23 protein-coding genes are annotated in these 24,656 nt (G+C 52.2%); 9 read left to right on the top strand and 14 right to left on the bottom strand.

Going from position 1 to position 24,656, the window contains the following annotated elements; genetic code table 11:
• Nucleotides 1-37 precede the first annotated feature (37 nt).
• Together AC6I8X_RS23340 and AC6I8X_RS23335 are read left to right on the top strand one after the other, a co-directional pair.
• Nucleotides 38-1,096, top strand: coding sequence for a YeiH family putative sulfate export transporter (locus AC6I8X_RS23340; RefSeq protein WP_313686864.1), 1,059 nt, complete (start codon nt 38-40; stop codon nt 1,094-1,096).
• Nucleotides 1,097-1,895: 799 nt separating this feature from the next.
• On the top strand, nt 1,896-2,747 hold the full coding sequence (locus tag AC6I8X_RS23335; RefSeq protein ID WP_313686866.1) for a sugar phosphate isomerase/epimerase family protein: 852 nt from the start codon (nt 1,896-1,898) through the stop codon (nt 2,745-2,747).
• Here the strand turns inward: AC6I8X_RS23335 and AC6I8X_RS23330 are convergent, their stop codons facing one another.
• The 4 genes from AC6I8X_RS23330 to AC6I8X_RS23315 form a co-directional block, all read right to left on the bottom strand.
• Nucleotides 2,748-3,728, bottom strand: coding sequence for a LacI family DNA-binding transcriptional regulator (locus AC6I8X_RS23330; protein ID WP_299454456.1), 981 nt, complete (start codon nt 3,726-3,728; stop codon nt 2,748-2,750).
• 73 nt (nt 3,729-3,801) lie between these two features.
• Nucleotides 3,802-4,944: a Gfo/Idh/MocA family protein gene (locus AC6I8X_RS23325; RefSeq protein WP_313686878.1), complete on the bottom strand. Its 1,143-nt coding sequence runs from the start codon at nt 4,942-4,944 to the stop codon at nt 3,802-3,804.
• Nucleotides 4,937-6,010 (bottom strand): sugar phosphate isomerase/epimerase family protein, encoded by a 1,074-nt coding sequence (locus tag AC6I8X_RS23320; RefSeq protein ID WP_497841679.1) that lies wholly within the window; start codon nt 6,008-6,010, stop codon nt 4,937-4,939. Before AC6I8X_RS23320 ends, AC6I8X_RS23325 begins: the two co-directional genes overlap by 8 nt.
• Nucleotides 6,011-6,024: 14 nt before the next feature.
• Nucleotides 6,025-7,275, bottom strand: a complete 1,251-nt coding sequence (locus AC6I8X_RS23315; RefSeq protein WP_497841566.1) for an MFS transporter — start codon at nt 7,273-7,275, stop codon at nt 6,025-6,027.
• Nucleotides 7,276-7,495: 220 nt separating this feature from the next.
• On the opposite strand from AC6I8X_RS23315, the gene AC6I8X_RS23310 reads away from it, so the two are divergent.
• From AC6I8X_RS23310 to AC6I8X_RS23300, 3 genes are all read left to right on the top strand, one after another.
• Entirely contained in the window at nt 7,496-8,407 is a 912-nt protein-coding gene (locus AC6I8X_RS23310; protein ID WP_497841565.1) for a helix-turn-helix transcriptional regulator, read from the top strand.
• A gap of 166 nt (nt 8,408-8,573) precedes the next feature.
• Nucleotides 8,574-9,935, top strand: coding sequence for a glycoside-pentoside-hexuronide (GPH):cation symporter (locus tag AC6I8X_RS23305; RefSeq protein ID WP_497841564.1), 1,362 nt, complete (start codon nt 8,574-8,576; stop codon nt 9,933-9,935).
• Nucleotides 9,932-11,527, top strand: coding sequence for a glycoside hydrolase family 43 protein (locus AC6I8X_RS23300; RefSeq protein WP_497841563.1), 1,596 nt, complete (start codon nt 9,932-9,934; stop codon nt 11,525-11,527). Before AC6I8X_RS23305 ends, AC6I8X_RS23300 begins: the two co-directional genes overlap by 4 nt.
• Nucleotides 11,528-11,535: 8 nt before the next feature.
• Here the strand turns inward: AC6I8X_RS23300 and AC6I8X_RS23295 are convergent, their stop codons facing one another.
• Nucleotides 11,536-12,423: a LysR family transcriptional regulator gene (locus AC6I8X_RS23295; protein WP_497841562.1), complete on the bottom strand. Its 888-nt coding sequence runs from the start codon at nt 12,421-12,423 to the stop codon at nt 11,536-11,538.
• 123 nt (nt 12,424-12,546) lie between these two features.
• Here AC6I8X_RS23295 and AC6I8X_RS23290 point away from each other — a divergent pair, with 123 nt between their 5' ends.
• Nucleotides 12,547-13,419 carry an SDR family NAD(P)-dependent oxidoreductase gene (locus AC6I8X_RS23290; RefSeq protein WP_497841561.1) on the top strand — a complete coding sequence of 291 codons (873 nt, stop codon included), beginning with the start codon at nt 12,547-12,549 and terminating at the stop codon, nt 13,417-13,419.
• A gap of 14 nt (nt 13,420-13,433) precedes the next feature.
• Here AC6I8X_RS23290 and AC6I8X_RS23285 read toward each other — a convergent pair whose 3' ends face one another.
• Nucleotides 13,434-14,066, bottom strand: a complete 633-nt coding sequence (locus tag AC6I8X_RS23285; protein ID WP_313683706.1) for a helix-turn-helix transcriptional regulator — start codon at nt 14,064-14,066, stop codon at nt 13,434-13,436.
• Nucleotides 14,067-14,260: 194 nt separating this feature from the next.
• On the opposite strand from AC6I8X_RS23285, the gene AC6I8X_RS23280 reads away from it, so the two are divergent.
• Nucleotides 14,261-15,229 carry a threo-3-hydroxy-L-aspartate ammonia-lyase gene (locus AC6I8X_RS23280; protein WP_313683707.1) on the top strand — a complete coding sequence of 323 codons (969 nt, stop codon included), beginning with the start codon at nt 14,261-14,263 and terminating at the stop codon, nt 15,227-15,229.
• Between the two features lie 45 nt (nt 15,230-15,274).
• Here AC6I8X_RS23280 and AC6I8X_RS23275 read toward each other — a convergent pair whose 3' ends face one another.
• On the bottom strand, nt 15,275-15,487 hold the full coding sequence (locus tag AC6I8X_RS23275) for a helix-turn-helix domain-containing protein (RefSeq protein ID WP_299454522.1): 213 nt from the start codon (nt 15,485-15,487) through the stop codon (nt 15,275-15,277).
• 157 nt (nt 15,488-15,644) lie between these two features.
• Between AC6I8X_RS23275 and AC6I8X_RS23270 the strand changes: the two genes are divergently transcribed.
• Nucleotides 15,645-16,142, top strand: a complete 498-nt coding sequence (locus AC6I8X_RS23270) for an Lrp/AsnC family transcriptional regulator (protein WP_084879416.1) — start codon at nt 15,645-15,647, stop codon at nt 16,140-16,142.
• Here AC6I8X_RS23270 and AC6I8X_RS23265 read toward each other — a convergent pair.
• On the bottom strand, nt 16,082-17,035 hold the full coding sequence (locus tag AC6I8X_RS23265) for a DMT family transporter (RefSeq protein WP_313683708.1): 954 nt from the start codon (nt 17,033-17,035) through the stop codon (nt 16,082-16,084). The two genes, AC6I8X_RS23270 and AC6I8X_RS23265, sit on opposite strands and share 61 nt — an antisense overlap.
• 390 nt (nt 17,036-17,425) lie before the next feature.
• Between AC6I8X_RS23265 and AC6I8X_RS23260 the strand changes: the two genes are divergently transcribed.
• On the top strand, nt 17,426-18,442 hold the full coding sequence (locus tag AC6I8X_RS23260) for a 1-aminocyclopropane-1-carboxylate deaminase (protein ID WP_084879418.1): 1,017 nt from the start codon (nt 17,426-17,428) through the stop codon (nt 18,440-18,442).
• A gap of 56 nt (nt 18,443-18,498) precedes the next feature.
• Here AC6I8X_RS23260 and AC6I8X_RS23255 read toward each other — a convergent pair whose 3' ends face one another.
• From AC6I8X_RS23255 to AC6I8X_RS23230, 6 genes are read right to left on the bottom strand one after another with little or no spacing between them, the layout of a single operon-like run.
• Nucleotides 18,499-19,431 (bottom strand): LysR family transcriptional regulator, encoded by a 933-nt coding sequence (locus AC6I8X_RS23255; RefSeq protein WP_313683709.1) that lies wholly within the window; start codon nt 19,429-19,431, stop codon nt 18,499-18,501.
• A gap of 17 nt (nt 19,432-19,448) precedes the next feature.
• Entirely contained in the window at nt 19,449-20,855 is a 1,407-nt protein-coding gene (locus AC6I8X_RS23250; RefSeq protein ID WP_497841560.1) for a M20 family metallopeptidase, read from the bottom strand.
• Between the two features lie 36 nt (nt 20,856-20,891).
• Nucleotides 20,892-21,752, bottom strand: coding sequence for an ATP-binding cassette domain-containing protein (locus AC6I8X_RS23245; RefSeq protein WP_497841559.1), 861 nt, complete (start codon nt 21,750-21,752; stop codon nt 20,892-20,894).
• The gene (locus tag AC6I8X_RS23240) at nt 21,749-22,750 is read right to left on the bottom strand and encodes an ABC transporter ATP-binding protein (protein ID WP_497841558.1); all 1,002 of its coding nucleotides are present in this window, start codon (nt 22,748-22,750) and stop codon (nt 21,749-21,751) included. The genes AC6I8X_RS23245 and AC6I8X_RS23240 overlap by 4 nt, the downstream gene beginning before the upstream one ends.
• 12 nt (nt 22,751-22,762) lie before the next feature.
• Nucleotides 22,763-23,686, bottom strand: coding sequence for an ABC transporter permease (locus tag AC6I8X_RS23235; protein WP_299454536.1), 924 nt, complete (start codon nt 23,684-23,686; stop codon nt 22,763-22,765).
• Nucleotides 23,687-23,695: 9 nt separating this feature from the next.
• Entirely contained in the window at nt 23,696-24,613 is a 918-nt protein-coding gene (locus tag AC6I8X_RS23230) for an ABC transporter permease (RefSeq protein ID WP_497841557.1), read from the bottom strand.
• Between the last annotated feature and the right edge of the window lie 43 nt (nt 24,614-24,656).

Below are 24,656 nucleotides of genomic sequence, written 5' to 3'. Positions count from 1 at the left end.
GTCTCATCCTTAGTCCTGTAGAGGAGAGGAGGACAACATGGCCGAATTATCAGTAGCTCGTTATCAACAGGATCTTAAACGCTTCATTCCCGGGCTGGCACTCACGGCGGTGATTGCCTTCACCACTGCATGGCTGGGTAACCAGCCGGTGATGTCGGGCCTGGGGCTGGGGGCGCTGACGCTGGCAATCATCGCCGGTATCGTGGTGGGGAATACCTTTTATCCCGCATTGCATCCGCAATGTGATGAGGGTGTGCAATTTGCCAAACAGAAATTGCTGCGACTGGGGATTATCCTCTATGGCTTCCGCCTGACTTTTCAGCAGGTGATGGACGTGGGATTGAGTGGCGTCATCATCGATGTGTTGATGTTAGGCAGTACTTTCATCCTTGCCAGTGTGATCGGTTCCCGGTTGCTGGGTATTGATCGCAAAACTGCCTGGTTGATTGGTGCAGGAAGCAGCATTTGCGGTGCCGCAGCGGTGTTGGCAGCCGCCCCGGTGGTAAAAGCTGAACCTGCAAAAGTTGCCGTGGCGGTCGCTACTGTGGTGATTTTCGGTACGCTGGGCATTTTTCTTTATCCACTTATCTGGCATGAATTTGCGCAATATCTCCCAGGCATTTCGCTGACCCAGTTTGGCGTTTATACCGGTTCCACCATGCATGAAGTGGCGCAGGTGGTTGCCGCAGGGCACGCAGTCAGCCCGGAAACCGAGAACGCCGCGGTCATCGCCAAGATGCTGCGTGTCATGATGCTGGCCCCTTTCCTGCTGCTGCTGAGTGTGTTTATCAGCCGGGATAGCGGGGAATCCCGCGCGGCAAAACAGCCAATTATTTTCCCCTGGTTTGCTCTGATTTTTATTCTGGTGGCGTTATTTAATTCGTTTCATTTTTTGCCCGCGCCGATGGTTGCAGGCATCAATACGCTGGATAATGTGTTACTGGCAATGGCGATGGCGGCACTCGGATTAAGCACCAGCGCACGTCAGCTGGTCAATGCCGGTGCAAGACCGTTTATGTTGGGTTTAATCTTGTTTGTGTGGTTAGTATTAGGCGGTGGTGCCATCAACCTGTTGATTCATCATTTTATGAGTTAATCGATATTCTCAGTAAAGATGATAGTTAATCACGCCATAAACATTTTCGGCCATTCCCCTCACCTTATTCCCGCATGTTAACCAGCAACGCTGGCCTTAACTGGCCAGCATATCTGATTGTTAAACAAAAACTAATCAGGAAGTCTCAGTCACCCTAATGCCCTTGTTCACCAAAAGAGTATCCATAAGAGAATGATACAAACCAGTATTATAAATGCTGCATTCAGTCCATTCTCCGGAGGTAATCCCAAATACTCCATATGCTTCCTCATTTAAAAAATAAAAAGTCCATGCCATAACGTTATTAGTAAAACATTTTGTTTATTAGAAATGATTATTCCCAGAACCCAAACGTTGGTCCACTTATTCCTTTATAAGTTCACCGATGTGAGTATGTATGAGTGTAAAGTTTTCGTAAGAAAAACATCTCAATTTCGCTAAACTGGTCATCATGACTTATTTTTCTGCAGGAAAAAATAGAATTTCTCATTAATAATGAGCAACGGCTGACATATTTCTCGCAAAAAATTTGAGATAAGTTAATTTAATTATGACATCGATCTGTCGCCGTGTTACCTGACAATCGCATCCCGTCCGGCATAGAACGGCAAAGCGGTTCGCATACCTGAAATCAAACGCGAAAATTTGTGACCAGACCCACAAAATCGGCGCTAAATCAACAGCTTTCCCCTGCCCCACTTTGTAAAAGTACGCAACGCTGATACGATTTGTAATCGATTACTTTTCATCTCAGGCAAAAATGTAATCGATTACTTTAAATTTATGGGATGGATTACTTATGAAGAACACATTGACCGGAACTGCCGTTATTTCGCTTTCATTGATCATTGCCGCAAGCTGCACCGCAGCCACCACGGATTTACCGATCGCGCTGCAGATGTATACGGTGCGTAACAATGGCACGCTGGAACAGCAGTTTGCGCTGGCACAACGTGCTGGCTTCCATGCTGTTGAACTGGTGAGCGATCAGGGTGTGACGGCCCATGAAATGAAACGTCTGCTCAGCAAATATCATTTACAGCCCATTGCCGATCATGTGCAACTGGACGATCTGGAAAATCATTCCGCCACTATCGTGGCCTTTAACAAAGCCATCGGTAATACCACGCTGGTGATGCCGTGGATCAAACCTGACGTTCGACCGGACAGTAAGCAGGGCTGGCAACAGATGGGGCAACGCTTAGATGCTATTGGCAAAAAGTTAAAAGCCCAGGGCATGACCCTCGCTTACCATAACCATAATTTTGAAATGAAGAAGTATGACGGTCAGACCGCGCTGGATATTCTGATGTCTTCCAGCAACCCAGAGCATCTTAAGCTTGAACTGGATGCAGCATGGGCTTCGCGCGGCGGCCAGGATCCGGCAGTGATACTGCAACGCTATAAAGGTCGGGTGTTTGCGATCCATGCAAAAGATAACGCGCCCATCGGTATTCGCGACGATCAGATGAATTTCGCGCCAGCGGGCGAAGGGTTGCTGGCCTGGAACGAGATCATGCCAGCAGCGAAAGCCGCAGGCGTGCAATGGTATATCGTCGAGCACGATAAACCTGGCAACGAAGCGGAAGCTATCATTACCGAATCAAATAAATTCCTTCAGCAACAACTCAGCCCTGCGGGCGTGAAATAATCAACTCGATGCGCGGTGCAGGAATTCCCAGTCAAGAATGATTTTCTCCGCCGCGCTACCGGGTTCATCAATACGCCGCAGCAGCAGACGCACTGCCTGGCGGCCAATTTCCCGTGACGGTTGCAGGACCGTGCTTAATTTCGGGTAAGTCATCTCACTTAATTCCGTGCCATCGAAACCAATAACGGCGATATCGTCAGGCACCGTCAACCCAGCATCCTGGATGGCCCGCAATGCCCCGGCGGCCAGCGTATCGGAAACGGCGAACACCGCATCAGGGCGTTCTCCCTGGCTCAGCAATGCCTGCATGGCGTTTCTGCCCGCTTCATAACTGAGATCGGCGGCATATACCACCGACTGCCAGGCGCTACCCGCATCCGTCAGCGCCTGGCGATAGCCCTCTTCCCGCAGCCGGGCGTATTTGTAGCTTAAATCATGGTTGATCATCGCAACGCGTTGGCATTTCCGCTGCAAAAACTGTTGCACGACATAGACAGAAGCATCGCGATCATGGATACCCACGGTGGAGACCGCAGAGGCGTCATCATACTCAGCACACTGAACCCAGGGCGCATCGCCGATTAGCGTGGTCAGCTCGGTCAGGCTGGCAAGCGCATCCATGGTGATAACGCCATCAACCATCTTGCCGGAGAGCAGCTGCAAACTGGAGCGGGAACGTTCCACATCGGAACCGGAGTTGCACAGCAGGATGCGATAACCATTTTTTTCGGCTTCGGCTTCGATGCCTTTAACGACATCCGCACAAAATGGGTTGGCGATATTGGACACCATGACCAGCAGCATACTGCTCCGGGCGGTGCGCAGCTGTCTGGCAAGTAAATTTGGCTGGTAATTGCTCTGCTCAATCGCTTCAAGGACTTTGATCCGGTTGCGCTCTTTCACGCTGCCCTGATTATTCAAAACCCGTGATACGGTTGCCACTGAAACGCCGGCCAGGCGAGCAATTTTCTGAATCGACATGACGCCCACATATTCGTTAAAACACAATTAATCGCAGGATATCATACAACTGGCCGGCTCAATCATGCCTGATTTATAGCGGCGCGACTTTCACCCAACGTTGTTCGCGATGGCTCTGAATCATGGCTTCAATCACCAGCATGATCTGTGCCCCTTCGCGGAAAGTGGCATAGCTGTCTCCCCCGGACGATCCATTGCGCACCGCGCCATAAAATCGACTGAGCATATTTCTGAACGCATCCGGCCAGCCTTCAATATGCCCGCCCGGGAAGTGGGCACTGGCAGCCACATCAGGGCTCATCAACGACGGGTCGTCACTCAACATCGCGTTGGGTTTGGCCCGGTATCCCAGCCACAGCTGTTGTGGCACTTCCTGATCCCAGGCCACCGAGTGATCACTGCCGTTCAGTTCAAAATACAAGCGGTTTTTACGACCGGCACTCACCTGCGATACCGTCAGACTACCACGGCTGCCATCGGCAAAACGCAACAGCACATTGGCATAGTCTTCGGTATCAATCGGCTTTTCATCGTACTCCGCCGTTCCGCTTGTGCCAAAAGTCGCCTGCTGCTGCCGTGGAGCATGACGAACCGGCCAGACGATGGCGAAATCGGCCATCACCTCCGTAATCAGCTGCCCGGTCACAAACTGCACCGTATCACACCAGTGTGAGCCGATGTCGGCTACCGCGCGGGAAATTCCGCCAATTTTAGCATCGGTGCGCCAGTTAAAATCTGTCTGCTGCACCATCCAGTCCTGGAGATAGCTGCCATGGGTGGCAAACACCCGTCCGGTGCTGCCAGAGCGGACTAAACTGGCCGCCTGTTGCACCATGGCGAACTGTCGGTAAACGAAGCTGACACCATTGATCACGCCTTTCTCGTTTGCCAGAGCGAGCAGCTCCCGCGCTTCAACGCTGGTCATACACAGTGGTTTTTCAGAAAAGATATGTTTCCCGGCCAGCATTACCTGGCGGTTAATGCTGGCATGCAGATGGTTCGGGGTGCAGTTATGAACCACCTGCAATCCCGGGTGTTGCAACAATTCAGCCACATCGGCATAGGCAAAAGGGATGTTCAGTTGCTGTGCTTTTTTCTGTGCCTCTTCCAGAGAAGCATCACAAATCGCCACAACGTCCACATCGCCAAGCCGACGGATGGCTTCCAGGTGCGCGGGCCCAATAAAACCGGCCCCGATAATGGCGGCTTTAATCATGTGTGGCATCTCCCGCCATTCCCAGCATGGCTTTAATTTCTGCCCGATCCGAGGCGGTCTCAGCAAAATCATCAAAGGCGCGGTCCGCCACCGGAATGATGTTACGTTTAATAAACTCAGCCCCTTCTCTGGCACCGGTTTCGCTATCTTTCAGACAACACTCCCATTCCAGCACCGCCCAGCCTGCATAATCGTATTGCGCCAGTTTGCTGAAAATTCCGGCAAAATTGATTTGCCCGTCACCCGGTGAACGGAACCGTCCGGCTCTTTCCAGCCACGGTTGATAACCACCATAGACACCACTTCGGGCTGAGGGAGTAAACTCGGCATCCTTAACGTGGAAGGCACGAATATGTTGATGATAAATATCGATAAAGCCAAGATAATCCATATGTTGCAGCAGCATATGGCTGGGGTCATAAAGGATATGGCAGCGCGGATGGTTGTTCACCGCATCGAGGAAACGTTCGAAGCTGACGCCATCATGTAAATCTTCGGAGGGATGCAATTCGTAGCACAGGTCAACACCCTGTTCGTCAAACACATTGAGGATCGGCTGCCAGCGACGCGCCAGTTCCGTAAAAGCCTCGTCAATCAACGCAGCTTTCCTGGGAGGCCACGGATAAAAATAGGGCCATGCCAGCGAACCCGAGAAGGTAGCATGCGCATGTAATCCCAGCTTCGCTGACGCGACGGCGGCGCGTTTAACCTGAGCCATCGCCCATTGCTGGCGTGCGCTATCGTTTTGACGCAGTTCCGACGGACCAAAATCACTGAATGCCTGCTGATACGCCGGATGCACCGCAACTAACTGCCCTTCAAGATGCGTTGATAGCTCGCTAATCACCAAACCATGCTGCGCCAGGATACCCTTCACCTCATCACAATAAACCTGGCTTTCTGCGGCTGTGGCTAAATCAAAGATTGCCGGGTGGTTACAGGGAATCTGCACTGCCCTGAAACCCAGGCTGGCGGCCCATTCCGCCAGACCCTGCAGGGAGTTAAAAGGTGGCTGGTCTCTTATAAACTGGGAAAGGAATACGCCAGGCCCTTTTAATGTTTTCATCATCACCTCTCAGGTTATTTAGCCACTTCAGCATCTTTATAGTGGAAGGAAAGCAAGAAAATGATGGCAATCACCGCAGCGGCAATCGCAGGGATCCACCAGAATGTTGGCCAGTTCGCCACCACGTCACCACTGCCCTGATTGATCAGGCGGTTATACAACGCACCGGAGATCTGCGAGCCCAGTAACATGCCGACGCCATAGGTAAACATCACGATCAGGCTCTGCGCCTGGCCTTTCACTTTGTCGCCAGCCACACGGTCGGTGTAGATGAAGCCAATCACGAAGAAGAAGTCGTAACACACGCCATGCAGCAGGATGCCGAGGTACAGCACCCAGCGCAGTTCTTCATTGACGCCGAAGGCAAACAAGGCATAGCGCACAAACCAGGCGAGCATCCCCACCAGCAGCATGGCTTTGACACCGAGGCGGCGGAACAGCAGCGGGATAACCAGCATGAAGAAGATTTCTGACATCTGACCGAACGACATCGCCGTACTGACATTGCTGATGCCGAGATCCGCCAGGAAGGACGCGGTGTAGGCATAGTAGGTCCCGAGAGGAACCGATATCAGCGTGGCGCAGATGGCAAAGATCAGGAAGTGGCTTTTTTTGAGCAAGGCAAAAGCATCGGCACACAACAGGTCGCGCAAGGCCAGCGGCTGGCCTTTCGCCGGAGCCGGTGTATGCGGCAACGTCAGGCTATACAGCGCCAGTAACAGTGAGCAAATCGCCGCCAGATTAAAAATGGCCGCGCTGGCCGCAATGCCCGTTACCCCGATGCAGATACCCGCCACAATCCAGCCAATGGTGCCGAATACGCGCACCACGGGAAAACTTTTCTCACTGTTCGCCAGGTTATGGAAGGCGATGTTATTAGCCACCGCCAGGGTCGGCATAAAACACAGCGTATACACGAACAACAATGAGATCAGTTGTCCCCCGCTCTGGTTTTCCAGCGCCTGCGGCACAAACCACAAGATGACCGCTCCCAGCAGATTCAGTACCGCCATCACTTTCTGCGACGCAAAGAAGCGGTCAACCAGCATCCCGAGCACGAAGGGTGACAGGATGGAGGCAACGGGTTGTGCAGAGAACGCATCACCGATTAACGCCGCCATATTATGCTGGGTCATTACCAGCCCGAGCGTCACGGACCAGGTACCCCAGATGAAAAACTGAAGAAACATCATCAGCGCGAGGCGAGGAACTAATGCCCTGTGCTGTGTTGCGCCTGCAACAGAACCTGCGATTGATGAAACCATGGTAGCCTCATAAAGTAATCGATTACAAAACTCAGTTTGCAAAATGTAATCGATTACTTTTTCCCACGTCAGTATTTTTCCATTTAATTGAGAGACACATCACAAACAATTTTTCACCCGTAAAACCAGGGCCAGCCGGAAAAAGCAGATGTTGATATTCAACCTTGAAACAGGTTATAGATGACAAAATCTGCTAATTTTTATAAGAAATTTGCGCTTTATGCTGAATACTGATCATTTTTTCGAAAGGATTGAAACCTCTATCGGGGTTGATTACATGCTGCGCGCACGTGAAGGGGTTCCACAGCAAGGTGTCTACATCCGGCCGCATGTGCACCTTGAGCATGAAATCATGTGGTTTCATCGGGCTGAGGGGGCCTTTTCGATCGGTAGTGAAAAATTCCAAATCAGGGACAATACCTTAGTCTTTGTCTCATCCATGATGTTGCACGATATGGAGCTGAGTTTCACCGGTGACCATGAGCGATTCCTGCTGCAATACGATACTGCGGTGCTGAATCGGCTGAAATATCCCTTCCCCGCATCCGCTTCTCATGCAGGCTTTGTGATGCAGTTGACTCATCACCAGGCAGAAAGGGTCCAGTTTTTATTTCAGTGGCTGACAGAGTTACATGATGAACCCCATACGCTTGACGAAGTGGATCCTTTATTGGTTCTTTTATTAAATACGGTATTAACCCATGGCGAATCTGCGGAAAAGGTAGTGATCAGCGGAGAAAATAACAGCACATTCGATAATATCATTGACTTCGTGGTGCAAATTGAGAAAAGCAAAAAATTTAGCATCAGCCTTAATGAGGCGGCCGCACACTGTAAACTCTCTGCCAGCCACTTCTCCCGTTCCTTTAAAAAAATCATGCAAATCAGTTTTAAAGAGTACCTGCTACGCAAGAAAATCGCCCAATCTGCCGAATTACTCAGAAATACCGACCTGAGCATTACCGACATCGCCTATCAATGTGAATTTACTGACAGCGCGTATTACTGCTTTAAGTTCCGGGCATTGATGGGGGTAACACCGAAAAAATTCCGCAGCAACTCGCGTTCGACTAAACAGCTTTCAACCAAGCATGATGTTTCCCCTCCAGCCACCACCAGCACCCAGCCCTGAGTTAAGTCAATTAGTTAAATAGTGATCTGCGTTTCACCGCTAGCGCAAAAAAATTATATAAAACCCCCAAATCACTACATATCCGGCCCTGATTTAAGCCTAATTTTGATACCTGGCAGTAAGAACCTCTCTACCTACATATAAAGAACGCACCAGGGGTATCGTTATGTCTACACTCACCATTAAAGAAAAAATAGGCTATGGGCTAGGTGACGGCGCATCAAACATTATCTGGCAAACCATCATGTTGTTTATGGCCTATTTTTATACCGATATTTATGGTTTAAGTGCCTTCCACATGGGAATGATGTTTCTGGTGGTACGCGTCGTCGATGCATTCTTCGATGTTTACGTCGGTTTTCTTGCCGACCATACCACCACTAAACACGGACAGTTCCGGCCTTATTTGCTCTGGTTCTCGTTACCTTTTGGTATTCTGGGTGCATTGACCTTCTTTACGCCAGATATTGGCGAGACAGGCAAAGTCATTTACGCCTATGTTTCCTACACGGCGTTATCTCTGCTTTATACGCTGGTCAACGTGCCTTATTGCGCCATGATAAATAACATTTCGAAGAACCCGGAAGAACGCGTGTCTATGCAGTCATACCGCTTCGCGTTTGCCGCACTGGGTGGCATTGTGGTTTCCATGATTGCTCTGCCACTGACCAAAGTGATTGCCGGTGGTAACCTGCAACAGGGTTACTTTTACGCCATGCTATTGATGGGCATCGCCAGTAGCATCATGTTTTACCTGTGTTTTGCGTTAACAAAAGAACGCTATATTCCGCAGATTGATGCTTCGCAGAAATTCAGCGGCGTCTTTGTCGAATTACGCCAGCTTGCCGTCAACGCTAACTGGCGAAGGATATTTGTCCTTAATGTTGTGAACCTGACTGCCGGAATATTGAAAACCGGTGGAGCGATGTATTTCGTGACTTATTATCTTCATCGCCCTGATTATGTCAGCATTATATTGACGATTATTCTTGGTGCAAAATTTATCGGTTCAATATTCACCACTACGCTTTATTCCAGGCTGGACCGGGTTTTCGCCTACAAGATGGCCATGACTGTCCAGGCGGCGATTATGATTGGTTTATTTTTCGTACCGGCACAACATCTGATACTTATTTGTGCCATTATCGGTGTCATCCATTTTATTAACTCCACCGCAACTCCACTGCAATGGAGCCTGCTCAGCGATATCATCGATGATATTGAACATAAAGCAGAGAAATCCTTTAGCGGCCTGGTGTTTTCCACCAATCTGTTTGCCATCAAGGTGGGCATTGCGATTGGCGGTGCGCTGATCGGATGGCTGCTGACCTTCGGCGGATATGTTGGCAATGCTGCCGTTCAGGCAGACGATGCCATCCTTTGCATTCGGCTTATTTTTACCGTGATCCCTGCGTTGTTAATTTTAAGTCTGATCCTGATACTGAGAAAATATACGCTTAACAAAACGACGTCATCAATTAATCACGCTGTGGATGCACTGACTCAAGCGGAAGGAGAGGCAAAATGACAGAAATTATCAATCCCATTCTCCCTGGTTTTAACCCGGATCCCTCAATCATTTTTGCCAACGGGGCATATTATATTGCCACCTCAACCTTCGAGTGGTTTCCCGGCGTGGCACTCTACAAGTCATTTGACCTGAAAAACTGGAAATTAATCAATTTTCCTTTAAACAGGGTGAGTCAGTTAGATATGAAGGGAAATCCCGACTCAGGTGGCATCTTTGCTCCCTGTTTAAGTTATGACCGGGGTGTGTTCTATCTGGTTTATACCGATGTTAAAAATCTGACTGGCCGATTCTGGGATACCCATAATTATCTGGTCACAACTGATGATATTGAAGGGGCATGGTCAGAGCCGGTTTATCTTAATAGTCGGGGTATCGACCCCTCACTTTTTCATAAACAAGACGGCACAAAATGGCTGGTCAGTATGGAGATGAGTTACCGGGACGGAGGTAAACCCGGGTTTCCTAAATGGAACGGCATTATTCTGCAACAGTATGATGAACGAGAGCAAAAACTCGTCGGTATGTCACATAATATTTATGCTGGCAGCGAATTAGGCATAACCGAAGGCCCACATCTTTATGAACGCGCGGGATGGTTTTATCTGTTAACCGCTGAGGGCGGCACGTTTTACAATCATGGTGTCACCATGGCGCGATCGCGCGAGCTGACGGGGCCCTATGAAACCGACCCCATTGGCCAGTTAATGACGTCCCGCTATGACTGCCGCTTACCCTTACAGCGCACGGGACATGCCGATCTGGTAACAACTGAAACCGGTGAATGGTTTATGGTTCATCTGTGCGGCAGACCGCTGCCCTCCAGAGGCAGAAGTCCGATGGGGCGTGAGACGGCGATCCAAAAAGTTTACTGGAGCCATGATGGCTGGTTAAGGCTGGCCAATGAAAAGACCACGCCTGCACTGATTACCCATACGCAACTGGCAGAACGTCCCTGGCCGCAGTTGCCGCAACGTGAAGATTTTGACAGCGCGACCTTACCGCTGCAGTTGCAAAGTTTGCGCATCCCGCTTGCCGAACACATCTGTAGCCTGAACGCCCGCAGGGGCTGGTTGCGGCTGCACGGCAGAGAATCACTCAGCTCCCATCATTGCCAGAGTCTGGTGGCGCGGCGTCAGACCGATTTCAGTTTTGAGGCCCAAACCTGTGTGGATTTTCACCCCACCTCTTTTCAGCACATGGCCGGGCTGGTTTGTTATTACGATACCACCAACTATCTGTACCTCTTTCTCTCGACTGACGACCATGGCAAGCGCACGGTTAATTTACTGATTAATGACCTGGGAAGATTCAGCCAGCCTGCTGGTGACGGCATTGAACTTGGCGGCCATAGCCTCATTCATTTGAAAGTGTGCGTTGATCATGATGCGGCTTATTTCTTCTACTCGGTTGATGAGCAGGAATGGCATAGCGTGGGAGGATATGTGGAATACAGCAAACTCTCTGATGAATATTTTAAAGAGCGCGGGCATGAGCGCTTTACGGGTGCCTTTGTCGGTATCTGCTGCCAGGATTTCACCGGAGAAAACCACCACGCTGATTTTGATTATTTTTCTTATCGGGCTGTCTGAAGGAGGCACTATATCTGGGGGTGGCTGTCCCGGAGTTTGTCGCGGATGAAATCGAGAAAACGCTGCGTTTTTGCCGGTAATAACCGGGTTTCGGTTAAGGCATAAACGGCAGTGGCTTCTCCGTGCCATTCGGGCAGTACCGGAACCAGCAGCCGCGCCGCCAGATCGTCTTTTATCGCCTGGGCAGGGACAAAAATGATGCCCTGATGCATCAGCGCCAGTTTTCTCATCATACCAACATTATTCAGCGTGAACCGCCCACGACCATTGATGGTCACGCGCTGGTGATCATTGAGTAGCGTCCAGCCGGTATTTTTGAGAAAGCCAATGCATTGATGTTCATTAAGATCATCAGGGTGCGTCAATTTTTTTGCCCCTGCCAGATAGGCTGGCGAAGCAAAAAGTTGTCCGTGAAACTGCATCAGCTTACGAGCTATTAAATTCGACATGGCAGGTTCGCCAATGCGAATAGCCACATCAATACCTTCAGAGATCAGGTCAGCTCGCCGTGGCGTCAAATCCATCTCAAACTGAATGCCGGGATAAAGCCCGGCAAACTCAGCCAGTAATGGCGTGAGGAATATCGCGGCAAAATCCACTGGCAGAGATACCCGGATCACCCCCTCAGGCTGTTCAAGCATATCCCCCAGCTGTTCATGAATCAGTCGCGCCTCATCCACAAGACGCTTGCAGCGTTGATAATAAATTTGCCCGGCTTCGGTTAACTCCACCCGGCGTGTGGTGCGGTGCAACAGGCGCAACCCGATGGCTTTCTCTAGTTGGCTGATGCGACGGGAAAGGGTCGAGCCTGGGATCCCTGACACCTCAGCCGCCCGGGTAAAACTCATGGCTTTCGCCACTTCAACAAATAACGCCATGTCGTTCAGCAGTTCCATCTCATTACGCCATAAATGGAAAAATAATTTCCATTTTATACTATTTATGCCGTCAATTGATTAGTGAATCATGAACTACGCCGGGAAAACTTTCTTTCCTGAATTTTTCGCATGAGTGACACGATGATTAAAGACACTAACTTTCCCAAAATATCCTATGGCTCCCCACACGACTTACAGGGCAAAACGGTAGTTATTGTGGGAGGGACCGGGGGGATTGGCCGCGCGCTGAGCCGCTATTTTGCGGCGAATAAAGCCAGCGTGATTGTGGTAGGACAAACCTTTCGCGATGCCGGGATCGGCGGGATTACTTTCCTTCAGGCCGATCTGAGTCTCATGACCGAAGCCAAAAGAGTCGCTGGCCTGCTGCCTGCCCCTTCGATAGATATGCTGATCTTTACCAGCGGTATCTTCGCAGCCCCCAAACGCCAGGAAACTGCCGAGGGACTGGAGCGAGATATGGCGGTGAGTTATCTCAGCCGCCAGGTTATGCTGCGCGAGCTTGCAGCACAGCTTGGTTCAGCAAATACCACCAAAACCCGTGTTTTTGTGATGGGATATCCCGGCTCCGGTAAACCCGGCACGCTCGGTGACTTAAACGCGGAAACAAACTACCGCCCGATGGAAGTGCATATGAATACCGTGGCAGGGAATGAAATGATGGTGCTGGATGGCGCACAACGATATCCCAATCTCAGTATCTTTGGCCTGAATCCCGGTTTTGTTAAGACCAATATCCGCGCCAATTTTCTCGGGGGAAATAAGCTGTTTTTCAACGCTCTGGAGACAGTTATTGGCTGGCTCACCCCGACAGCTGAACAATATGCCCGATCAATCACCCCATTGTTGCTTTCACCCCAGTTAGATCTTCACAACGGTACGCTGTTTGATCGTAAAGGGCGGGCCATTCATCCCTCGAAAGGGATTAGCGACCCACAACATATGCAGGCATTTATCCAACAGTCTTCCTCATTGATAGGCCGCGTACTGGATTAATTCCCTCTCGCCAGCTATTCCGCCTGATCCTTGGCATAGAGATAGACCGATGCCCGTGAGACGCCAATATGCTGCGCGATCGTCTCCATCGACCGTTTGATATCGAGGAAACCGTTGTCGCGCAGATCATTAATCAGCGCTTTGCGTTCCGCTGTCTTGAGCGCGCGTGGCGTGGTTGCCAGTTTCGCGGCAAACTGATCGATGTGCCTGCGAATCGATTCCGTACCGGTTGGCTCCAGGTTTTCCAGGATGTTGTCGGTGCTGATTTTGGTGAACTGATCGAAAGCACTTTGCATGCCGCGGAACAATGTCATGTCCACATTCAGGCATAACGCCGCAACAAACTCGCCTTTCGCATTACGGATACCAACTGATGTGCTTTTTACCGGGCGTCCATCCGCGAAGTGGTTGGCGTAATTGGCAATCACATCGGGAAAATCAGGCGAGGCGATGCGGGCCAGCCCCAGCTCGGTTGCTGGTTCACCGCATTCACGCCCGGACAAATTATTGTGAATGGAAAGTATGGCATGCTCGGGATTGGTCAGATCATGGACCACCACCTCACAAAAGGGTGCAAATGTCGCACTCAATCCCTCAGCAATCGCGTCAAGTTGAGAAAGTAAGAGATGTTCCTGCTGCTTTGCCATGCGTTCTCCGGCTGCCATCGGCTATTTTTCGATAAAATATTCATAGTAAGATTTTTTGTCAAATAACACCCCCGTTTGCGTTGTTTTAACGCTTGTCAGAGGCGCCATTTATCGCTATACCTTTAGATTCATTGTCTAAAACTATACTTTTTGTAACTCGTTACTGGTGCAAAATTCTCACACAGGTAAAAAGTATGACTGCATTGATGCTCCCAACCTTTGCCGATGTCCAGGCCGCCGCAGAACGCATTACGCCCTATCTCAACCGCACCCCGGTGATGACCTCCCACACAGCAGATGCGCTGACAGGCGCGCAGATCTTCTTTAAATGTGAAAACTTCCAGCGCATGGGCGCGTTTAAATTCAGAGGCGCATTGAATGCGCTGTTGAAGTTCAGTGATGAACAGAAAGCAGCGGGTGTCGTCGCTTTTTCGTCGGGAAACCACGCACAGGGCATCGCCCTGGCAGCGAAAATCCTCGGCATTCCGGCCACCATTGTGATGCCAGAGGATGCACCTGCGGCAAAAGTGGCGGCCACACGCGGCTACGGTGGCAACGTTGTCACCTACAACCGTTATACCGAAGATCGTGAGCAGATTGGTCGGGAACTGGCAGAACGGCACGGATTGACCCTGATCCCACCCTACGACCACGCGGACATCATCACCGGTCAGGGCACGGCCGCCAAAGAGTTGTTTGAAGAAGTCGGTGAACTCGATGCCCTTTTTACGCCGCTCGGCGGCGGAGGCCTGCTCTCCGGCTCGGCGCTGGCCGCTGCGGCACTTTCTCCAGCGTGTCAGGTATTCGGTGTTGAACCGGCGGCGGGTAACGATGGTCAGCAATCGTTCCGTAAAGGCGAAATTGTGCATATTGATACGCCAAAAACCATCGCTGATGGCGCGCAGACCCAGCATCTCGGCAATCTGACCTTTCCGCTGATTCGTCAACTGGTCACGGACATTTATACCGCGCAGGATGAGCAACTGATCAGCGCGATGACCTTCTTTGCGGAAAGAATGAAGATGATTGTTGAACCCACCGGCTGCCTGGGTTTTGCCGCTGCGCTGGCGCATGCGGAGGAATTGAAAGGCAAACGAATTGGTATCATTATCAGTGGCGGAAACGTGGATATCGCGAAGTTCGCCTCGTTGGTCGCGGCCTAATCTCGCCGTCCGCGCCAGACGCCCTCTGCGACTGGCGCGCCGGTGTTATTGCAGATTGAGAAAATCTTTTAAGGTCAGTTTAAAACCAACGGAAATTTTTTCGATTGTTGCCAGTGTTGGGCTGGATTCCCCTCTTTCAATCTGTCCCAGCATCGATTTACTGACGCCGGTCATTCTTTCCGCCTCGCTCAGACTCCAGCCATATGATTTTCTCAGTTGCCGCAGTCGTTCAGCGATAATTCTGTCAATGGCTGCCATTTTCACCTTCAGAGGATTACGGAAATGGATGAGTATCTTAATTGATTTTTTTATATTCCAATGACAGGATGCAAACAAGGAAATCATGCGTCCTCAAAAAAATATAAGAGTACAGTATGATTAAAATAAGAAAATCATATTATACAGGTGAGTAATCATGGAGAAGAAAAAAAGCACCGACGCGCCGGGGAATGATAAAACGCTGGATCGCTTTGATATGGCGATTTTGCGTATTTTACAGCGCGATGGTTCAGTCTCCAATGTTGCCCTCGCAGATAAAATCAACCTGAGTCCTCCCGCGTGTTTGCGTCGGGTTGAGCGCTTGAAAAAACTCGGCTTTATAAAGAACTATGTGGCCTTACTCGACCCATCCACCCTTAATGCCGGACTGGTGGTGATGATCGGTGTGGTACTGGATCGTTCAACGCCGGAATCATTTAAAGACTTCGAAGGCGCGGTCAGTAAAATAAGAGGTTGCATGGAGTGCCATATGGTCAGTGGCGAATTTGATTATATTATGTTAATTCGCACCGCTGATAATCAGAGCTTTAATAAACTCCATGCCGAGCAGCTGTTATTTCTTCCTGGCGTACGTCAGATTCGTTCTTTTATTGGACTGCGCGAAGTATTTTCCACCACACAAATACCTTTATGATTCTGCCTTGCCTTTTTCCGGGTCATAATCGCGATCCCCAGCGCAATAAGCAACGAACCTGCCAGTAACGACAGCGGCAGATCTTCATGCAGGGTGATGACGGAGACAATCAGCCCGGTGATCGGCACAAACAGCATCATTGATGAAAGCGTCACGCTGGACAACCAGGCGCTGGCCGCATTGACAGCGCAGAAGCAAAAGGCTGTGGCGACCGGGCCGACAAACAACGTGATGGCCAGCAACGCACCGGAGTTATCGCCACTCCATCCCCCTTCGAACACCCATGTCAGCGGCAGCAACAGCAGCGAGGCAAGCAGCATCTGCCAGGGTGCCAGCTCAAAAGCATTGAGGCGCGAACGATTACGACGTAAATGCAAAATACAAATCGCCCAGCACAATGACGCCAGTAATAATAGTCCATTGGCGACCAGCTGAGTCATATCATGCCAGTCGGTTGCCAGCGGATTAAATAACACCAGAATGCCGATAAAACCGGTGCAGGCACCGGATAACTGGAGCGTTGTTAATTTCTCCCGCAAGAAAATAACCGAAGCCGGCACCACCCATAAGGGCGTCGTATAGGCCAGTACTGCCGATTTCCCCGCCGGGAGAAAACTCATCGCAATACAACCCAGCGCGGTAAATGCCATCATCTGCAAAACACCCACGCTGATGATGATCGGAAATTCACTGCGGCCAGGGATACGTATTTTCCCGGTGGCGAACTGCAATAAAAATAGCACCAGCGCGCTACTGGAAAAACGTAATGTTGAAAACCACAGCGGCGTGATATGTGAAAGACCGGCTTTCATCACTGGCCAGTTACATCCCCATAAAATGATAGCCACCACCAGCAAAATGATGCCTTTCGTTTTGTTTGCATTGTCAGTCATAAATTAATTCGGATGAGGGAAAGGGTTAGCAGATAAATAGCATTATCAAACCCGCCAATTCAATTTTAGCGATGGCAGGAAAGCGCCGTTTTGCTACCCATTAAGTCTGACAGCCCTTCCAACCATAACCACATGAATTTATTGAATTTAAATTCAATGACCATGCAGAAAACCTGTTTCCTCAGCTGCCGCCACGCAATTTTATTTCCTCAATTATGGTGAAAACGAAACTTTACTCAGTGAAATGGTGAATCTATTCAAATTTATTAGAAAAAATCAGGTTAAAACGAAATGTGAAAAACACCCTCACCAGGGTATTGTTATTTCGTCACCACGATTAATAGCGCTGAAAAATTAATGGCGTACCAATTTATTCCCCGGAGATAAACAATGAATCTTGAAAAGTTCCCCCGCTATCCTCTGACATTTGGTCCGTCGCCGATTACACCGATGAAACGTTTGAGTGCTGAACTGGGCGGGAAAGTGGAAATTTATGCCAAGCGCGAAGACTGCAACAGCGGCCTGGCTTTTGGCGGTAACAAAACGCGCAAAATGGAGTACCTGATCCCCGAAGCGCTGGCTCAGGGCTGTGACACTCTGGTGTCGATTGGTGGCGTTCAGTCTAACCAGACCCGTCAGGTAGCCGCCGTGGCCGCACACCTCGGTATGAAATGTGTGCTGGTGCAGGAAAACTGGGTCAATTATTCCGATGCCGTCTATGACCGTGTTGGTAACATTGAGCTTTCCCGCATCATGGGTGCGGATGTGCGTCTCGATTCTGCGGGTTTTGATATCGGAATTCGCGAAAGCTGGAAACAGGCCATGGAAGAAGCCGCAGAAAACGGCGGCAAACCCTTCCCAATTCCAGCGGGCTGCTCGGAACATCCGTACGGTGGCCTCGGCTTCGTTGGCTTTGCCGAAGAGGTGCGCCAGCAGGAAAAAGAGCTGGGATTCAAATTTGATTACATCGTGGTGTGCTCAGTAACCGGCAGTACCCAGGCGGGCATGGTGGTTGGCTTTGCGGCTGATGGACGTGCACGCAACGTTATCGGTATTGATGCCTCAGCGAAACCGGCACAAACCAAAGCGCAGATCCTGCGTATTGCGCAGAACACCGCCAACCTGGTGGAGCTGGGACGCGAAATCACTGAAGAAGACGTGGTGCTGGATACCCGCTATGGCGGCCCGGAATACGGCTTACCCAGCGAAGGCACGCTGGAAGCGATTCGTCTGTGCGCCCGTACCGAAGGGGTACTGACCGATCCGGTTTATGAAGGAAAATCCATGCAGGGCATGATTGATATGGTGCGTAACGGCGAATTCCCGGAAGGCTCCAAAGTGCTGTATGCCCATCTGGGTGGTGCGCCAGCCCTCAGCGCGTATAGCTATATTTTCCGCAATGGCTGATTGATCGCCTGACAGCAGAAAAACGTTGCCCGGCCTTCCCTGCCGGGCAACGTTGTTTAACGGAACTGCAATGCGAAATCATCACGACATTGCTGGTCAAGCTGGTGCAGTTCCTGACGCAGAAAGACAAAAAAGGTATCCAGTATCGCCGTTCGTGGCATACCTATTTCGGTCTGAAGTTGCAGGCTGCGCTGACTGAGCTGATCGCGGTTGATGGATTTGATAATCAGGCCATCTTTTCGCGCGCTATACATGATGGAGTAATGGCTGCTAACGCTGATCGCCTGCGGGGTTTTGCAGACAAACTCATACAAGGTTGAAAAATGGTTGCTGGTGAATATCGGGTCGATAAACACGTTATTCATGCGACAGGAGAGATCAAACAGCTGACGAATGGTAGCCGACTGGTCCGGCAGCACCACCGGCCAATCGTTGAGATCGGCCAGCTGAATATCACGTGACGCCAGCGGATGGTCAGCCTTCATAAACACCAGCACCGGCGAGGGAAATGAAGCCAGCACCTCAACCCCGGTCTCGGGTGACAGGCTGAATTTAATTCCCAAATCACACTCACCGTTGCGAATCAAATCCGGTACCTGTCGGGCGGTGCCTACCGTCAGCACAAAACTGACGCGCGGATGCAGCAGACGAAACTTTGCCATCAGATTCGGCAGCAGATTAAACGCCAGCCCGTCGGTGCAAACCACCCGAATGGTGGTTTGATCAGCGGCTTTGATCCCCTTCAACTCGGCCATTGCCAGTTCCATATCCGCCATACTGCGGCGCACATGGTTTGCCAGAATATGACCGGCATCGTTGAGCTGCATCCCGCGCGGGCTGCGTTCGAACAGCGTCATGCCCAGACGCGATTCCAGCCGCTGAATATGGCGGCTGATGGCAGAGATGGCGACAAACAGTTGCTGGCTGGCGGCGCTGATCGAACCGGTGGTCGCCACCGCCATAAAGTAACGAATTTCGTTGTTATGCACTGCGGGTCTCCGTTTTGTCAGCCACCACGGGTTTGCATGACCTCCCGCCCTTCTTCAGCCAGATCCCAGAACAGGCCGGTCATCAGTTGCAGCGCTTCGCAGCTGAGGTCAGCGAGCAGATGTTCATCGGGGGCGTGCTGAGAACAGGCAGGATAGGAATGCGGTAGCCACAATGTCGGCAGATTAAAGGTATCGAGGAAGCAGGCGTTGGGTAAGCCGCCACCGAAATTAGGCAGCACCGCCGCCTTTTTCCCCAGCGAACGCTGGATGGAGGCAACGCTCCAGTTCACCCAGGCATCATCAGGATCAATGCGCGTGGCCTTAAAGCAGTTAACCGGGTCAACAATTGCCACATCATTGAATCCATGCTGATCCAGATGACGGCGGATATGGCTGGCAAAATTATCGACATCGCTACCTGGCACGTAGCGCATATGGCAGTGCGCTACGGCCGCCGGGGGAATGGCATGCGCCGGTTTATCCGGCGTACCGCTGGTTAACGCCAGCGTCTCCAGCGTATTCCAGCCATAGAGTTTTTCTGCCGCACTCAGCCCCGGCTCGCCCCACTCCGGCGCGATTTGCGGATCGCCCGGTGCGTTGCCCAGTTCCAGGTCGCTGAGATGATGGCGGATAGTGGCTGACAGCGGCGGCGGCAGCAGTTCCGGCAACAAAATCCTTCCATGGGCATCCACCAGGCAGCCAATCGCATGCGCCAGCCGAATGCCCGGATTACTGAGGAGTCCGCCCCAATTCCCCGAGTGATGCGCGCCGTCTCGCAGTTTAATCACCAGCGAGAAGTTGAACACCCCACGCGAGCCGAGAAACAGGGTTGGACGCTGCGCCGTGACGCGTGGACCGTCCGAGGCAATAAATAAATCTGCCGCCAGCCAGTCTCGGTACTGCTGGCAAACCTGCTCCAGCCCGGGCGACCCGGCTTCCTCGCCCATCTCAAGAATCAATTTAACGTTATAACCCAACCGCCCGTTACGCGCTTTCAGCACCAGCGCCAGCGCCGCCAGGTTGATGCTGTGCTGGCCTTTGTTATCGGCGGTGCCACGGCCATACCAGCGGTTGCCCTCCGCGTGCAGCTCCCAGGGCGACAGACCGTTGCGCCAGTTGTCTTCATCGCCAGGTACCACATCCCCGTGGCCATAACTGAGCAGGGTAAAGTCCGCATCGTCTTCCAGCCGACGAGCCAGCAGAAACGGCCCTTTCCCGAGCTCGGGATTCGCCACTATCAGGCAGCTGAACCCCATTCCCGCAAGATAAGGGATCATTTCTTCTTCCAGATACGCCATCAGCGTAGCCGCCTGCTGCGGATTCTGGCTTTCGGTACGGTACGCGATGCGGCGATTCAGCGTTTCGCGAAATTCGCCGGAGTGGAAATAGTCCAGCGCGGCTTGCAGGGCGCTTTCACGAGTCATGGTTTGCTCCTTTCAATAATTGTCGGACTGCCCTGTTCAGTTGAGGGTAATTTCCGGGATACCCAGCCCAGGCTCAGGGGTCATCACCGAGGCCAGCAACGCCCGGGTATACGGATGCTGTGGCCGACTGAAAATCTGTTCGCGTGTGCCCTGCTCAACGATTTTCCCTTTACGCATCACCGCCACATGGTCAACAAGATGCTCAACCACCGACAGGTTGTGGCTGATAAACAGATAGGTCAGCGAAAACTCCTGCTTCAGCGCCAGCAACAGATTGAGAATCTGCGCCTGTACCGAAACATCCAGCGCTGACGTTGGCTCATCACAAATCAAAATCTCCGGGCGCAGGATTAACGCCCTGGCAATGGCAACGCGCTGACGCTGCCCACCGGAAAGCTGGCCCGGATACTGACTGTGGGTGCGCGACGGCATGCCCACCATATCCAGCATCTCACGCACCTGTGTTTTGCGTTCTGACGGAGTGCCAATGTTATGCAGTCGCAATGCCACTTCCACCACATCGGAAACCGTGCGCCTTGGATTGAGTGAAGAGAAAGGATCCTGAAAAATCGGCTGGATGCGGGCGCTCATTTGGCGGCGATCCACCGCATCGACTTCGCGCCCTTCAATCAGCACGTTGCCTGATGTGGGGGGCAGTAACCCCAGCAACATTTTTGCCAGCGTGCTTTTTCCACAACCCGACTCACCCACCAGCCCCATGGTTTCACCACGCCGGATGCGCAGTGAAATATTATCCACGGCAAGGATCTCCGCCGGTGGCTTGAACAAGCCGCGATTAAGGCGAAAGCTGCGACTCAGCGCGCAGAGTTCAAGGGCGATATCTTCATTACCCGCAATATGCGGCAGCACCGGGAATGCTGTGTTCATTTCTGTCATACCCCCTCCCCGACAGCGATGGGGCGCACACAGCGCACCCGATGTTGTGCGTTGACGGACTGATAAGGCGGTGTTTCGCTACAACTTTCCTGACACTGATTGCAGCGGTTCCGGAAAGCACAGCCGTGCTGCGGTCCGGTCAGATTGGGCACCACGCCGGGGATGGTTTGCAATGGCTGTCCCGGTAAGGTGCGACCGGATACCGGAATACATCCCAGCAAGCCACGCGTGTAGGGATGCTGGGGCTGATGAAACAGATCATTGACCGGTGCCGTTTCGACGATCTGACCGGCATACATCACCGCCACGCGATCGGCAATGCGTGCCACCACGCCTAAATCGTGGGTGATAAAGATCACCGCCATACCCATTTCCTGTTGCAGCTCGCGCAGCAGACGCAGAATTTGCGCCTGGATGGTGACATCCAGCGCGGTGGTGGGTTCATCGGCGATAATTAAATCCGGGCCACACATCAGCGACATGGCAATCATGATGCGCTGGCGCAGCCCGCCGGAAAGCTGATGGGGGTATTGTTTCAGGCGATCCGCCGCCATCGGGATCCCGACGCGCTCCATCAGATAAACCGCCCGGTCACGCGCTTCGGCACGGGAAACCTTGCGATGCGCCAGCAGGGTTTCGCATAACTGCTCGCCGAGGGTATATGAGGGGTTGAGCGAGGTCATTGGCTCCTGAAAAATCATCGACATTTCATTACCGCGCAGCGTGGCGCGTTCGCGTCGCCCGAGAGACTGCAGATTAGTGTCTTTGAAGCGCATACTGTCAGCCTGACGCTGAGCATTGCGTGGCAGCAGATCCATCAATGCCAGCGAGGTCATTGATTTACCGCAACCGGATTCACCCACCAGGCAAAGCATTTCCCCGCGCTGCACACTGAAATCAATGCCGCGTACCGCATGCAGGGTGCCGCGCGGTGTCTTGAGATTCACCTGCAAGTTTTTGACTTCCAGCAGTGGTGTGTCGGTAGTGATGTGACTCATGGCCTGACCTCCTTAATTACGCCCATCTAACGCCGTGAGATCACGCAGACCATCACCGACCAGATTGATGCTAAGTACCAGCAATGCCAGTACCACACCGGGGATCAAAATCACCCAGGGTTGGAAGAACATATAGGCTTTACCTTCCGCCACCATCAGGCCCCATGAAGGCATCGGCGGCTGCACACCCAGGCCGAGGAAGGAGAGCGTGGCTTCCAGCAGGATGGCGTGGGCAATCTCCAGCGTCACAACCACGGTCAGTGGCCCGAGCAGATTGGGCAGAATTTCGCGCAGCATAATAAACCACGAGGAAGCCCCCAGCGTTTGGGCCGCCGCAATGAATTCAGCCTCACGCAGTTGCCGCGTGACCGAACGTGAAACGATAAGAAAGCGATCCCAAAGCAGCAGACCCAGCAAGACAATCACGACTTTTACCGACCCGCCAATCAGCGAGGCCAGCGCCAGCGCCACCAGGATCACCGGCATCGCCAACCGTACCGTGAGAATGTAGCTGACCAGCGCATCCACCCGACCACCGAAGTAACCCGCCAGAATACCGAGGGTGATCCCGATAAAGCCGGATAACATCACCGACACCAGCCCGATGGTCAGCGACACGCGCGCGCCATACAGCAGACGGCTGAAGTAATCGCGTCCGAGTTTGTCGGTGCCCAGCAGGTGATCCCAGTGACCTTTTTCAAACCACACCGGCGGTATCAGCCGGTTGCTGACGTCCTGGGCATAGGGGTCGTGTGGGCTGATCAGCGGTGCCAGAATCGCCAGCACCACGATAACGCCGAGGATAACGACGCCCAGCGTCATGCTGTGATGACCCAGCACCCGCCGGAACACACGCTGCCAGGGAGACGGCTCGGGCAACAGACCGGATTCCGGACTCATGCTGTTTTTCATTGTTCCTGCCATTGATGTTTTCATGGAAGCCCCTTATTTGCTGCGCAGACGCGGATCCAGCACCGCATTGAGCACATCCGCCAGAAATGTCAGCCCGATATAAAAGATGGCGATGATCAGCACGATGGCCTGCACCACCGGAAAGTCATTACGCGAGATGGAGTCCCAGGCCAGCTGGCCCAGCCCCTGCAAAGAGAAAACGGATTCGATCACCACCGAACCACCGAGCATAAAACCCAGCTCGACCGTCGCCAGCGCCACCACCGGGATAATGGCGTTGCGCAGGCCATGTTTCACCACCACTTTGAAAGCGCTTAATCCTTTGGCATGGGCGGTGCGGATGTAATCCGCGCCCAGCACATCCAGCATGCCGGAACGTGTCAGGCGCATCAGCGATGGCATGGCGTAGTAGCCCAGCGCCACTGCGGGCAGGACAAAATGTTGCCAGCTGCCGTTCCCGGCGACCGGGAGCCACTTCAGCCCCACCGCGAATATCAGAATCAACACCAGCGCGAACCAGAAATTGGGGATAGCCTGACCCAGTACCGAGATAAACATGGCGCAACGATCCACCCAGCTATCACGGAACACCGCCGCCAGTACCCCGAGCGGAATCGCCACCACCAGCGCCAGCAACAGCGCGACGCCACCCAGCTGGAGCGTAACCGGCATGCGCTGCCCGACCAGTTCCATCACGGTATTTTCAAAATAGAATGAGCGACCAAAATCCAGGTGCAGTGCCGACCAGAACCAGTGCGAAAATTGCGTCACCAGCGGCTGGTCCAGCCCGTTCTGAACGCGGATTTGTTCGACGGTATCCGCACTGGCGTCCGGCCCGGCGATGGCTATCGCCAGATCACCCGAAAGATGCAGCAGGGAAAAACTGACCACCGCCACGGTGAACAGCACAGCCAGCGCCACCAGCAATCGATGAAAGATAAAGCGCAACATGGGTTCGCTCCTTATTGGCGTGGTATCCGGGAGCCACAGCCGC

Source organism: Pantoea sp. X-Soil-TKNS-1280, from assembly GCF_059730475.1.
The sequence above is the reverse complement of the archived record's forward strand: the minus strand, read 5'-3'. Positions and strand labels throughout refer to the sequence as shown.